This is a genomic window from Synechococcus sp. BMK-MC-1 (assembly GCF_014279955.1).
Lineage (GTDB): Bacteria > Cyanobacteriota > Cyanobacteriia > PCC-6307 > Cyanobiaceae > Synechococcus_C.
Genome location: NZ_CP047939.1, coordinates 1,374,554 through 1,387,779, shown reverse-complemented (window position 1 = coordinate 1,387,779; position 13,226 = coordinate 1,374,554). Strand labels below are relative to the sequence as shown.

The following is a 13,226-nucleotide window of genomic DNA, read 5'->3' as shown; positions in this document are numbered from 1 at the left end:
GATAACAGCAGAGCAACGTTGAATCCATTCGTCCATAGATTGCCGCCATGGCAGCACGGATTACCCTCGAGCTCTTTCTGGAGCGGGCGAAGCAGCGCTTCGGTGATCGTTTCGATTACTCGGAGATCCAGTGGCGCAGCTACAAGAGCCCGATAAAAATCCGCTGCCGCAAGCATCCTGTTCAGCCCATCACCATTACTCCCGAAAAGCATCTGCAAACCACAGGGGGCTGTCGGCATTGCCTGCGCGAGCGGCGGGTGGAAGCACTGGAGCGTGAGTTAAACCGGGCTGCGGCGAAACCGAAGGAAGCCCAACAGTCACCCAAAGAAACGGTTTCGCTTTAAAATCCGCGCCCGTCCTGCTCTCGCATCTGCAAACGCAGCTTCTGATATTGAACAACAGCGCGTTGCTTTTCAAGGTGCGGAAAGAGTCGACAGGCTTCCTCGGCATCGATGGGCTCCAACAACCAATCCTCAGAGCCATGGGGCGCTACAGCATCGGGAGAGCGGTCAAAGGATTGGCGAACAGGAAGCCAACGAAGCAAGCGTCGTCGCCATTGGTCATAGAGATCAAGTGGATGCATCAGAAGGCTCAAAGGCTGCTTATCCCTGCAGTGAAACGCGCTGGTAGCAAAACCAGAGCCACTGCTGGAACAGCAAATTGCGATGGGATCGCCACAGCGTTCTGGGATGGTCGGCATTGAAATTTTCAGGCGGTGGTACGTCGCCACGGGCTTTGTCCCTCTCCATCTCGGCAATGATCCGGCCGACGTTGTATTCGGGATGGCCGAGATGCATCAGCTGCCTCTGATCCGGGGTTTCGAAAATGGTGTAACCGACGGATTCACCGTGGGCGAGCAGGCGCAGCCGTCCCTGCCGTTGTGCTGATTCCATGGCTGCGTCGGGCAAGCCGGCATGGCGGCTCTGGGGACAGAGGAATTGATCATCTTGCGTTCCCATCAATGAGTGACCTGGAACAAGGCTGCGCAGGGGATAGACCCCGAACAACTTGCGCTTGAAAGCCGTCTTGTTCACACCGGCCAGATAGGCCAGAGCAAATCCGGCCCAGCAGAGCCCAAGAGTGCTAGCGCAGGTTTGGCGCGCTTCCTCGACCACGGCGACCAATTCTTTCCAGTAGGTGACATCCTCAAAGGCCAGATGTTCCACAGGTGCACCTGTGATGATCAAACCGTCGACAGGTCCCTGGGAGAGGGCTTCCTCCCAGCTCACGTACAGGTCGTTGAGATGGGACTGGTCCCAGCTTTTGTAAGCATGGGTTTGCAGACGGATCCAGATTGGCTCGATCTGGAGCACTGAGAGACCGAGGGGGTGCAACAGATTGAATTCATACTGCTTTCCCAGCGGCATGATGTTCAGAATGCCGATGCGCAAAGGACGAATGTCCTGTCGTTCAGCTTCCTTTGGTTCGATCCATGAGATTCGGTTGCGTTCAACCGCTGTGATCTTGTGATAGTTGGGGGGGAGGATCAGCGCCATTCAGCTACGCCTCTCCATCAATCACCTGATGCAAGGGCCTGATCGAAGTCAGCCTTGATGTCGTCGATGTGTTCCAAACCCACCGAGACCCGCACCATGGTGGGGGTGACTCCGGCTGAAGCCTGTTCACTTTCGCTGAGCTGTTGGTGGGTTGTTGAAGCTGGATGGATCACCAGGGTCTTGGCGTCGCCAACGTTGGCCAGATGACTGGCCAGTTTCAGGCTGTTGATGAAACGAACAGCATCGTCGTAGCCGCCCTTGAGCGAGAACATCAGCATGCAGCCCATGCCGCGACCGGTGAGGTATTTCTTTGCCGCTGGATGGTATGGATCACCGGGCAGTCCGGGATAGCTGACGTCCGAGACCTGGGGATGGCCTTGCAACCAAGAGGCAAGGGCCATGGCGTTCTGTGCATGGCGCTCCACACGCAAACTCAGCGTTTCGAGCCCCTGGAGAAGCAGAAAGCTGTTGAAGGGGCTGACTGCAGGCCCCCAGTCCCGCAGTCCCTCCACACGTGCCCTCAGGGCAAAGGCGATGTTGCGGTTGTCAGGGAGACCCAGCATCTTGCAGATGTCACTGCCGAAGCCGAAGGCGTCCCAGTGGATGAGTCCGTGATAAGCGGCGCTTGGCTGGCTCATCAGAGGGAACTTGCCGTTGCCCCAGTTGAAGGTGCCGGCATCCACAATCACGCCGCCAAGGCTGGTGCCATGGCCACCGATCCACTTGGTGGCGCTTTCCACCACAACATCCGCGCCATGCTCAATGGGCCGAAGCAGAGCACCGCAAGCCCCGAGCGTGTTGTCCACGATCAGGGGGATGTTGTTTTGCCGTGCAAGGGCTGAAAGTCCCTCAAAATCGGGGATGTTGAAGCGTGGATTGCCCATGGCTTCCACATAGATCGCCTTCGTGTTCTCGTCGATCTGTGCTGCAAAGCTGTCGACGTCATCCCCTTCGGCGAACTTCACATTGATTCCCAAGCGAGGGAACTGAACTTTGAACTGGTTGTAGGTGCCTCCGTAGAGAAACGATGTGGAGACAAAATTATCTCCAGCCTGCATGCAGTTGGTGATGGCCAGAAACTGAGCGGACTGACCTGAAGCGGTCGCCAGGGCAGCGACTCCCCCTTCCAGAGCGGCCACCCGCTTCTCGAACACGTCGGTGGTGGGATTCATCAACCGGGTGTAGATGTTCCCGAATTCCTTCAGGCCGAAGAGATTGGCGCCGTGCTCGGCGTCGTTGAACACGTAGGAACTGGTCTGATAGATCGGAACCGCCCTGGAGTTCGTGGTGGGATCTGGAACCTGACCTGCATGGAGCTGGAGAGTTTCGAATCGCTGATCCGTCACGACGTCACTGCTGTCTTTCTCCATTTCTAGCCACAGGCGGTGCTGCCCCGACTCAATCTTCGCTTGGTTCCGGCTTGTCGCTGTCCTTGAGCGACGGAAGAGTCTCACGCAGCAGGGGGGTGAACTGACTGCGCACGTCGGCGCGGAAGTTGTCGACAGAACCCTGCAACAGAATCGGATAGGGCTGCTCTCCACTGCGCTCGCGCAGGTGGCGCCATTTGCTGTTCTCTTTCTCCTTGAGTTCAAGCAGAGCGTTTTGGAAGTCGTAACGGCCCATCTGCATGCTCTCCACCGGCAGCGCAGCGGCCTGCTCAGCCATCAGCTCACGGAATGCATCGAAGGCCTTGGCTTTCAGGGTGTCGGGCAGGCCAAGGACGGGCTGATAGTGGTCAAGAAGCCGCAGTTCCTCCTCGAGCAGGATCGGCCATGCCCCCCTGGCTCCTTCGGGGAGGGACATCTGTGCCTCCGACGCTGTCATGGCATCCAGATGGAAAGCAAGCCAGCGGTAGTACGACTTGTCTTTGGTGCTTTTCTTCGCCGCGGCCTTGCCAGTGACAAGTTCTGGGAGCGCTGCTTCTGCCTTGCGCAAAAACAGACGGTCTTCCCGTTCGAGGTTCATCGCACCCCAGCGCTGCCTGTAGTCCCACAGCTCGGCGTAGCGGTTCACGTCTTCCGCTGACCAACCGAGAGCAGCCAGTTCATCGGCGCGATGGGTGAGTTCCTTGGCCACGCAGCTTGTTCAGTCCTGTTCCTCGAAGCGTAAATGCCGGGGGCCTGTCGACCAGGCCCAGAACGCAGGAATCGCCAGAATCAGCAAGTAGAGAATGAGACCGTTGGGCCAGCCCCTGAGATCCTTCAGCCAGGTGGAGATCAGCGGTGCGGTGCCTCCGATGACGGCCACCACCAGGCTGTAGGAAAAGGAGAAAGCTGCACATCGCGACCCCCCAGGGAAGAACAGCGGGTGAAGCAGTGGAGTCACCCCGGAATAGAAAAAGATTGGAAGCAGAACCATGGCCTGGCCGATCGCAAAGTGAATCGTTCCTCCTTTGGCGAGGATCAGCAGGCCAGGAATCATCAACACCACGCTGATCAGCAGCGAGCGCCGCACCAGAGGAAGGGGAGAAAAGCGATCGGCACAGCGCCCTGCCAGGAGCGCCATGCCAAGTCCAGCGATCTGAACGACCGTGTTAATACCGTTGTAAAGCGATGCATTGCTTGGATCAAGCCTGGATGCCTCGTCGACGTAGTACACCCCAACGGCGTAGAACACCGCCGTAGCGACCCCCACGGTTCCCATCAGGCGCAGCATGGCTGGCCAGTCCGCCATCACTTGACGCCACTGACCGGCAATCGAACGCGAAGCCCCGGCAGGCCGGCTGTCCTGAATCGATCTGCGCAGCATCAGGGCTAGCAGGGACAGCAGAGAGCCGATGACGAATGGGATTCTCCAGCCCCCTGCATTCATGGCGGTGATCGGGATGAAGTGATCAATCACGGTGGCCACCAGCGAGCCGGAGATGAAGCCCACGGTGGCCCCAGCTGCAGTCACGCTGGCGAGAAATCCACGCGCTTGTTGGGGAGATGTCTCCACACTCCAGGCGATTGAGCTCGAGTACTCCGCACCAACAGAAAGACCTTGAATCATCCGCAGGAGCACCAACAACACGGCTGCGATGGGACCGATCTGGTCTGTTGTGGGCAGCAGCGCGATCAAGAGGCTGCAGCTGCCCATGATGGCCACACTCAGCAGTAGCAGAATTCGCCGTCCGAAGAGGTCGCCGATGGGGCCGAGCAACAGACCCCCGATTGGGCGCATCAGGTAGCCGGCGGCAAACACCCCGAAGGCGCTCAGAAATTGCAGGGTGGGTGAATCCTGTGGGAAGAAGGCTGATCCAATCGACTCCGCGAAGTAGCCATACACAGCGAAATCGAACCACTCCACCGTGTTGCCGATCGCGGCAGCGATCGGCGAAGGCTTGCCAGTTGACTCAGTGGTCACGTTCAAGAGCGAGGAACGATCGTTGTCTGGTCGCTATCGCGAAGAGTTCATTTGGGTTTTGCACGCTGAGGGGGGGCACTGTGGGGATACCGCTTCAGATGCACGCTCACGGGTACAGGTGACGAGGCTGCATAGCCCTCATGCAGCCAGAGGTCACCTGCAGAGGCGGCGTAATGGATCTGCCAGTTGTAGAGGCCTCGATAGGTGAGTGGCTCCCGTTGGAGCAATGCGGCGTAGTGCATCACGGCCTTGCCGTAATGATCACTGTTGTTGTATCCCCAGAGACCGCGGCGGATGTCCTTGAGGCCGCCACGTCGCACCAGATAACGCGCCGCTGCATGGATGGCGTCCCACGGATCGCGGATGTCTCCATCTCGGCCAATTCCCGGCTCGGCCCAGGTGGTCGGGAGGAACTGCATGGGCCCTTGCGCATTGGCGACAGACACACCATCGATCCGGCCCATTCCGGTCTCTACGAGATTGACAGCAGCCAGCACCTCCCAGGGAATACCGGTGGAGGTCGCTGCGCTTCGGTAGGCCTTGAGAAGAACATCCTGCGAGGCAGGTTTCTGGATGCGCCACGCCGGCAGGGTCGTGGATGCCGGTCCGCGGTGCATGGCCAGGAACGAGCGTCTTGCTGCGATGTGTTGATCGAACACCCATTGCAGCTGCGAAGGCAGTTGATCCCTCACCGCTGCAGCAACTGCAGGCTGGTGGGACAGCACTCGGTAGATGACCTGCTGTTGATGGGCGAGTTGAGCGATCTCCGCTGGATCGTGGTTCGGATCCACCAAGGCGGTTTCGATGCCAACCAGAAGAGTTGCTGTGCTGTTGGCCTCGACCGGAACCAGGGGGTAATGGCGCCCGTTCGGTGCCACTGGAAGGCCTGAGCGGGTTGGCAGTTCAATGCTGGTGCCAGCCACCGTTGGCTTGACGGCTTCTGGACGCTCCGACGTTGGTGTGTTCAGCGGCCGGCAGGCAACGGTGAGAGGTGTAAACAGAATCGGCAGACCGAGCAGCACAGTCGTCCAGCGGTGGCGACGGATCAGGAACCTGGTCATGCGGTGAGAAAGGCACGCCTGTCGTGAAAGTCTGGCTCGTCTCCGTGGTGAGACAAAGCCCAGTAGCTGAGGTTGTTGTCCATGTCCTCAAGCACCATCGCGATCGCTAGCTCAGGAAGTTGAACCGCAGTCCACCAGGGATCAAGAGGCAACGCGATGGTGCAGCGGCAATCCCACCGGGAGCTTTGCCAGTGGATCAGTGGTGCAGACGTTTGTTCGCGGGTCCCCTCACCTCGATAGGTCTCGAATCGGTAAAGATTCCAGTCGCCATTGGGTGACGCATTCAGTTCCCAATAACGGTCGCGGTTTGGCAGGGCAAAGAACGCTTCAAAACAGGTGTGTTTCCAGAGCCCATCGAGGCGCTGCCCGTCGCGCTGGTTCGAGCGGAGCGCTGCATCCCTGTAATCCAGCCTGGGAAGCGGCTGACCCGATTGGGATGGCCTCAGGCTGAAGCTCAATTCGAGGGTGTTGTGTTCTTCCCAAACGAATTCCGCACTGGCCAGGAGCAGCGGGGATGTGTTGGCAGAGAACGGGACCAGCGGGCAAACCTGACGCACCATCACGGGATGGCGTGCCATGTCAGTTCCCTCCCTGAAGGCTGTTGATCAAGGACACCAGCTCATCCCACTGTTGCTCCACTGAACGCGCGAGAGCGAACTGCACCCAAGCCCGATCCAGATTGTGGCCGGCTCGCTCCGTTTTGAAATAACAGTCGCCTGACAGGTGATCAGTGAGAAAACGCAGACCCAATTCCAAGGGGATTAGGCGGATGCACGCTGGCAGGTAGCGCACATCGTCATCGCTGAGAAAGGATCGCCCCACCTTGAGGTACCCCTCCAGGATCGAGCGGCAGAGTTCAAGATCGAACACCACCTTCTCAGGCGTTGTGGTTTCCTCCCCGAGGCGGTTGCAGCAAGAGCGCAAACAGTCGCCGATGTCGTAATGAAGCAATCCGGGCTTCACCGTGTCGAGATCGATCAATCCCACGGCATGCCCGCTGCGATCATCAATCATCACGTTGTTGATCTTCGGATCTCCATGAATAGGGCGGCGTTTCAGTTCCCCTCTGGCGCAAGCCTGTTCAAGCACATCGAGTCCTTCACGGCGCGCATCCACGAAGGCGAGCGCGTCAGTCACCCGCGCGTCAGTGATGGGCAACGAGCTATCGAGAACGGTATCGAGCTCATCCAGATACGCCGGTGCAATGTGGAAATTCTCAAGGGTGTCTGCCAGTTCCTCAGTGGGCAGATCGCTGATCAAATGGTGAAACATCCCGAGCCCGTAACCCAGCTCCCAGGCATGGGCCTCATCTTTAATCACATCGGCGGTTGTGGCCGCTCCGATGTAGGAGATCGAGCGCCAGAACTCACCCTCGTGCTCAACCCAGTGCCCGTCGCAATCAAGGGTGGGCAGAACCCTGGGAATCTCCCACCGTCTCCCCAAAAGTTCAGGGGGGTCTTGCGCTAGTCGCCGCTCGACGTGATCACCAAGGCGCAGGAGATTGCGCATCACCAGTTCCGGGCTCTCGAACACATCCGTGTTGAGTCTCTGCATCACGAAGGCTTGCCTTGCAGCGTTTCCCTCGAGGGTGACCAGAAAGGTGTCATTTACGTTTCCAGCTCCAAGTTGATTGATTGCCTTGATCTGTTCCGGTGGATGGAACAGTCCGGCAATGGTCTCCAGGGGGGAGCTGGAGCCTGAGGGAGCCTTGGTCACGGTGTATCGCCTGGGTCTCACAGCGAAACCATGCCGTCTTCTCCCTGATTTGCCAGTGAAGAGTGTGCGGAAAAACAGCCGGGGAGGCGGCAGCATGGGCTCCGACGGCATCAAGGGAGCGCGTGCCCCGCATTCTTCACACGGCTGACTGGCAGATCGGCAAGCCTTACCGCTGGATTTCTGATCCTCAGAAACAAGCTCGTCTTCAGCGGGAACGCGTTGAGGTCGTGAGCCGCATCGGCGATGTGGCCCGCAGCGAATCGGTGGATGCCGTGCTCGTGGCAGGCGACCTTTTTGATTCCTCCACCGTTCCGGCCTCTGAGGTTTTGGAAGTGATGGAGCTGATCGGTGCGCTGCCGTGCCCTGTCCTGGTGATTCCCGGCAATCACGACCATGGCGGCGCCGGGGGCATCTGGCGTCGAGAGGATCTTTTGCGCCGGATGCGGGAGCGGGCCCCGAATCTGGAGCTTCTCACCCAACCTGAGCCCACGAGCCGAGCGGGGGTGACCCTGCTGCCTTGTCCCTTGCTTCGGCGGCACGACAATGTCGGGCCGATGCGCTGGATTGAACAGCTCAACTGGCAGAACCTGGATTCAGAGGCTCCACGCGTTCTGCTGGCCCATGGATCGGTGCAGGGATTCGGCTCTGGGGTTGATGTCAATGCCTTGAACCTTGAGCAACTTCCTCCAGGAGAGGTCGATTACATCGCTCTTGGTGACTGGCATGGATTGATGCAGGTTCAGAGCAATGCCTGGTACAGCGGTACGCCGGAGCCTGATCGTTTCCCGGCGGGGCCAGAGGATCAGCGATCGCAAGTGATTCTTGCCGACCTCATGCGGGGGGACGATCCGCGGGTGCAAACGATCACGACTGGGCGGGTGGCATGGCATCGGATCACCATGCAGCTCCAGGGGCTTCCCGATCTGGAACGCTTGAACCAAGAACTTGATGCCTGCATCGGCAGCCGTGCGGGCCGCGATCTGCTGCGACTTGAATTGAACGGACGTCTTGGTTTGGACGCCCATCGTCGTTTGCAGGCAATGGTCGATGAGCTTTCCGAACAGCTTCTGCACCTGCGCTTGCGAGGTGAACTGCGCCGCCATCCAATCGATGGTGAACTCGATCACTGCTTAAACCGGAGCGACGGTCCGCTCCTCAGCAGCATTGCTGCCGGTTTGAAACAAGAGCTCGAGGGGGATGGTGACCCATTGATCGAGCAGGCTTTGATCGAACTCCATCAGCTCTGCGTCGACTCGCCATGCGCCTGATTCGTTGCCGGCTGGAGAGTGTGCGCCGCCATCGAGAACTGGAGGTGGCGTTTGCGCCGGGGTTGACGTTGATTGGCGGTGGTAACGAAACCGGAAAGAGCTCACTGGTGGAGGCCATGCATCGCACGCTGTTCGTGCGTGCCACAGCGACCGGTGCCGCGATGCGTGATCTGCGCTCTACGGTGCATGCCGGTCATCCCCAGATAGAGCTCGACTTCGAATCCCAGGGGCATCACTGGTCGCTGCAGAAATCATTCAGTGGTTCCAGTGGCACCTGCCGTCTCAGCCGGCTGGGGGAGCCCGCGCACTTGGGTGGAGATGCGGAGGATCGCCTGGCTGCACTGCTCGGTGTCGAAGAGATCATCGGCAGTCGACAGGTCAATCGAATTCTGCCCAGTCGTTGGGCTCATCTCTGGGTGATGCAAGGACTTGCAGGCCGCAATCTCCTCGATCTCGATGGCAGCCATTACGACCTCAACGGCCTCATTGCTGCCCTGGAGAATCAGGCTTCGGACTCCCTGCAATCACCCCTGGATCAACACATTCACGATCAGCTCGAGGTGTTGGTCGCCTCCAGCTTCACTTCGCGTGGTGTCAAGCAGCAAAGCGAACTCTGGAAGCGACGCCAGGAGTTACAGCAGGCTGAGCAGCGGCACCGGGATGCGTGTCAACAGCTTGAGATGTACGAAGCGGCCTGCCAAGAGCTCGATCGCAATGAGCAGGCGCTCCGAGATCTTGAGACCGTCCAGGCTCCAGCACTTCAACAACAGCGCAGACGCTTCACCACCTTGCGCGATTTGCAGCGTTCGCTGGCGCCGCTCATTCAGGAGGAACAACAGCGCAAGCAGCAGCTCAAGACTTTGATGTCTCTCGATGCTGAAACGGAGTCGACAGACCGCTCAATCCAGGCCCATCGCCGTGACCTGGAGAAAGCGGGAGACCAGGTCGCCCAGCAGTCCGAACAGCTCAAAGCCAGGCAGGCGTCTCTCAACGCTTTGGAAGAGCAGCGACAAGCGCTTGAGGAGCGCGGTCATGCACTGCGTCGGCAGCAGGAGATCCGAACCCTCGAAACCCGAATTCGCGACTATCAACAACGTGCCGATCTGCGGGCTCGCCTGCTCGCGCAACAGGGATCACTCCAAAACAAGCTTGCTGCTGCTCCGAGCCAAACCAGCGAGGCTCTGTCGGCCCTGCAAGGTTGGCAGGAACGGCTTCGCGAACTGGAGATCCGACTGAACAGTATGGCGTCGTCGATTCACCTGGAAGCGGCTGACCAGGAGGTGGTGCTGGATGGTGTCGCGTTGCCTGAGGGACAGACACTGCAGCGTTCCGGGCCATTTCGGCTGCAGGTCGGTGAGGGGGTGATGGTGCAGGTGAATCCCGGAGAGGGCACTGGCATCGCTGCGCTGACCACACAACGCTCCCAACTCCAAACCCAAGTCAACGAAGGGCTGCGGCAATGGGGCGCCCAATCCCTGGAGGAGGCCAAGGAGCAGTTCCTCCAACGGCAACAACTCAGCCAGGAGCTCGCTCTGGTCACAGCGCGCCTCCAGCAGTTGGATCAGCAGCATCCAGCCCATGCTGACGGGACCGAATCCCTGGAAACACTGCAGCAAAAACGCTCAGCCCTCCAGCAGGACCTTGGCCTGGAGACAGCGTTCACGATGGATTCCGCGGCTTTGGATCAGGCACTTCTCGACTGCCGGGCCACCTACAAATCCGTTCAAGATCAGACCCGGGCGCTTCGCGCGGGGCTCGATGCACTGGAGCGGACCTTGCGCACTGTTCAGTCGAACCAACAGGAGCGACGCGTCGCGGTTGAACGCCAGGAAGCCCAACAGCTTCAGCGCCGCCAACAGCGGCAAACCTTTGTCGACTCTCACGGTGAACAGGCACAGATTCAGCAGGAGCTGAATGGTCTGATGGAGACCATCTGTCTTCAGCAGTCCAAGCTTCTTGCGCTCACTGCTGAGGCTGGTTTGGAGCGGGAGGCTGATGTTGACAAGCAGTTGGCCGCTCTTGAACAGCAAGAGCTGACCCTCGCCCGTCGGCGTGAAGATCTCAATCGTGAACAGGGGGGGCTGCTGGAGCGCTGCGATCGTTTCGGGCGCAGCGATTTGCACGCGCTGGTCGAGGAGGCTGCAGCCGCGATGGATCTGGCGATCCGGGCTGAACAGCAGCAAACGTTGGTGGCGGAAGCACGCCAGCTGTTGCTGAGGCGTTTCCAGGAGGCACGACGCGATCTCTCCAGGCGCTATTCCATGCCCCTCAAGCAGAGCATCAATCACTTCCTGGCTCCCCTGCTTCTGGAGGCCTCTGATGGTTGTGAGCTCAATCTGGATCCCACGAAGGGTTTGAATGCGCTGCAATTGCAACGATCCGGGCGGTTATTTGAGTTCGCCCAGCTCAGCGGAGGCATGAAGGAGCAGTTCAATGCCGCTCTGCGTTTGGCGATCGCCGACACGCTCCGCAGCAGTCATGACGGTTGCCTACCCCTGCTGTTCGACGATGCCTTCACCAACACCGATCCGAAGCGGTTGGCTTCAGTGCTCACCATGTTGCGGAAGGCTGTTGATCTTGGGCTTCAGGTGGTGGTTCTGAGTTGTGATCCGGACCCGTATCGCGACATCGCTGATGCCTGCGTCATGCTGCCGCCTCTTGAGCCAACGGTTTAAAGCGCATTTTCGATCACATTCATCGCTTTGAGATAGGCGGGGGGTTCGGCGTTGGCCTCCGTCTCCTCCACACCGGAGTCGTCTCTAATCAAACGGCGAGCATTGTCAGCAATCACAGCATTGACCACTAAGTCCATCGCCTCTGACTGATCGAGGTTTTGAAGTGCTTCGGCGTAGCGACGGCTGTGGGTGGGCCGAACAGATTCCTGGCAGTAGTTCGAGAGCTCGCGGCTTTCGGTCATCACCGAAAAGGCCACATCCTTGGTGCTGGATTGGCCGTAAATCGCCATGTACAGCAAGTTGACCATGGACGCGTCATGCACTGGAATCGCATACTTCCTGGCAATCTGAGGCCAGTAGCGCAGGGCCTTGAGTCCCTCAAGCCCCCCTTTGCGTAAGCCAGCGTCTTCGCACCAGCTTTCCAATTCCTCCATGGAGTTTGGGCAGCGTTGTTCCACGCGCATGTGTTCGGCGAGCACTTGGCCTGCCTGGAAATTGCGCGTTGGCTTTCCGGAAACAGGACGCATCATGCTGCCGCGCACATCGGCGACCATCGCTGTGAGTTGGGCAAACGTGTGATCGCGCACCTTCTCCATATCCCCTCCTCTCACAAGAGCGGCTTCGATTCTCTGGACGCCGTAGCCGAGTTCGGTGAGGGGGAACGGTTGGCGGTTGTAGAGGCGTTGCCTGTTTCGGCGTGCCATCGACACCGTGGCTGCCTGATCGAGGCATTGATCCAGCAGCAGGGTGAGCAAGGTGGGCAGCACCCCAGGGTTGTCGTAGTGGTAGGTGTAGCCAAACCCGGCAAACACCGACGCCATGTTTTTGGCCGCTTTGATGTATTGCCCTTCGACGTTGTGAACCCCAGGCGATACCTGGATATTCGGAGAGAGGCGATCCAGCATTCGTGCTGCCAGCAGGGCTGTGAGGGCGCTGGGATGGCAGAAATTGGCGGTGAAGCTGTCGTGGGGATTGCGCAGTGCCCCGTGGCGATGAAATCCGGAGAAGAATCCCAGGTTGGGGACCTTCTCACACAGCACATACGACTCGTTGGCGATGTGGTCATGGCTGAATGACCCAGCCAGGCAGGCAAGAACCACGTGGTCACGGCCGAGTTCCGCACGCAAGCGGCAGGCTTCCTGCAGATCCTCCTCCACGTGATTGCTGTTTGCGCTGAGCACAACCAGCTCGCAGCGCAGCAAGAGGTCTTTCAGGGTGTTCGGACAGCGCTGACCGTTCTGAAGATGGCTTCCCATCCGCTCCACGGTGGCAACGTGATCTGGGTCCATGCCTTCGAGGGCTTCCTGGGAGAAGGCCCCAAGAAGTTGTCTGCCAGGGCGGGCCGCCAGAAGCAATGAAGCAGGTTCCTCTTGCTGCATGGCGCAGTTGTAAGCGAGTGAGGCGGGGTACAACCCCACGCTGTAAAAACCCACCTTCCCTGCTTCCAGCTCGCGGATGCGTTGCCGCACCAGGTCGGCATCCAAGCTGCGAGGGAAGAATCCGTTGCTGTTCAGGGCCGTGTCCATGCGATCGGCGCAGTCTCCTGTGATCAAGCCTTGATCTTCAACACTAGGCAGTGGCCTCGTTTAAATCCTGGCAGTTGCCGTCTTTGCTCTGCTGGGCGTGATTGGCTGGATGGGCTGATCGTGGGATCGTGACGACCGG

At 59.2% G+C, this 13,226-nt stretch carries 12 protein-coding genes; 3 read left to right on the top strand and 9 right to left on the bottom strand.

From position 1 onward, the window contains the following. Positions 1 to 47 precede the first annotated feature (47 nt). Positions 48 to 344 (top strand): hypothetical protein, encoded by a 297-nt coding sequence (locus SynBMKMC1_RS07810; RefSeq protein ID WP_011933314.1) that lies wholly within the window; start codon positions 48 to 50, stop codon positions 342 to 344. On the opposite strand, the gene SynBMKMC1_RS07805 is transcribed toward SynBMKMC1_RS07810, so the two are convergent. The 8 genes from SynBMKMC1_RS07805 to SynBMKMC1_RS07770 are packed head-to-tail and all read right to left on the bottom strand — an operon-like array spanning position 341 to position 7,714. Further along, positions 341 to 583, bottom strand: a complete 243-nt coding sequence (locus SynBMKMC1_RS07805) for a hypothetical protein (RefSeq protein ID WP_011933313.1) — start codon at positions 581 to 583, stop codon at positions 341 to 343. The genes SynBMKMC1_RS07810 and SynBMKMC1_RS07805 overlap by 4 nt on opposite strands. A gap of 19 nt (positions 584 to 602) precedes the next feature. Then, the gene (locus SynBMKMC1_RS07800; RefSeq protein ID WP_186471321.1) at positions 603 to 1,496 is read right to left on the bottom strand and encodes a homoserine O-succinyltransferase; all 894 of its coding nucleotides are present in this window, start codon (positions 1,494 to 1,496) and stop codon (positions 603 to 605) included. A gap of 17 nt (positions 1,497 to 1,513) precedes the next feature. Next, positions 1,514 to 2,866 carry an O-acetylhomoserine aminocarboxypropyltransferase/cysteine synthase family protein gene (locus SynBMKMC1_RS07795; protein WP_186471320.1) on the bottom strand — a complete coding sequence of 451 codons (1,353 nt, stop codon included), beginning with the start codon at positions 2,864 to 2,866 and terminating at the stop codon, positions 1,514 to 1,516. Between the two features lie 28 nt (positions 2,867 to 2,894). After that, on the bottom strand, positions 2,895 to 3,572 hold the full coding sequence (locus tag SynBMKMC1_RS07790; protein WP_186471319.1) for a hypothetical protein: 678 nt from the start codon (positions 3,570 to 3,572) through the stop codon (positions 2,895 to 2,897). 9 nt (positions 3,573 to 3,581) lie between these two features. Beyond that, positions 3,582 to 4,841 (bottom strand): MFS transporter, encoded by a 1,260-nt coding sequence (locus tag SynBMKMC1_RS07785; RefSeq protein ID WP_186471318.1) that lies wholly within the window; start codon positions 4,839 to 4,841, stop codon positions 3,582 to 3,584. Positions 4,842 to 4,888: 47 nt separating this feature from the next. Next, positions 4,889 to 5,902, bottom strand: a complete 1,014-nt coding sequence (locus SynBMKMC1_RS07780) for a lytic transglycosylase domain-containing protein (RefSeq protein WP_186471317.1) — start codon at positions 5,900 to 5,902, stop codon at positions 4,889 to 4,891. Further along, positions 5,899 to 6,480: a DOMON-like domain-containing protein gene (locus SynBMKMC1_RS07775; RefSeq protein ID WP_186471316.1), complete on the bottom strand. Its 582-nt coding sequence runs from the start codon at positions 6,478 to 6,480 to the stop codon at positions 5,899 to 5,901. Before SynBMKMC1_RS07775 ends, SynBMKMC1_RS07780 begins: the two co-directional genes overlap by 4 nt. A gap of 1 nt (position 6,481) precedes the next feature. Further along, the gene (locus SynBMKMC1_RS07770; protein ID WP_255486094.1) at positions 6,482 to 7,714 is read right to left on the bottom strand and encodes a phosphotransferase enzyme family protein; all 1,233 of its coding nucleotides are present in this window, start codon (positions 7,712 to 7,714) and stop codon (positions 6,482 to 6,484) included. A gap of 26 nt (positions 7,715 to 7,740) precedes the next feature. On the opposite strand from SynBMKMC1_RS07770, the gene SynBMKMC1_RS07765 reads away from it, so the two are divergent. After that, positions 7,741 to 8,886, top strand: a complete 1,146-nt coding sequence (locus SynBMKMC1_RS07765; RefSeq protein ID WP_186471315.1) for a DNA repair exonuclease — start codon at positions 7,741 to 7,743, stop codon at positions 8,884 to 8,886. Beyond that, complete coding sequence (locus SynBMKMC1_RS07760) at positions 8,877 to 11,561, top strand: AAA family ATPase (RefSeq protein WP_186471314.1); 2,685 nt, start codon at positions 8,877 to 8,879, stop codon at positions 11,559 to 11,561. Before SynBMKMC1_RS07765 ends, SynBMKMC1_RS07760 begins: the two co-directional genes overlap by 10 nt. Here SynBMKMC1_RS07760 and SynBMKMC1_RS07755 read toward each other — a convergent pair. After that, the gene (locus SynBMKMC1_RS07755) at positions 11,558 to 13,087 is read right to left on the bottom strand and encodes a hypothetical protein (protein WP_186471313.1); all 1,530 of its coding nucleotides are present in this window, start codon (positions 13,085 to 13,087) and stop codon (positions 11,558 to 11,560) included. The two genes, SynBMKMC1_RS07760 and SynBMKMC1_RS07755, sit on opposite strands and share 4 nt — an antisense overlap. Between the last annotated feature and the right edge of the window lie 139 nt (positions 13,088 to 13,226).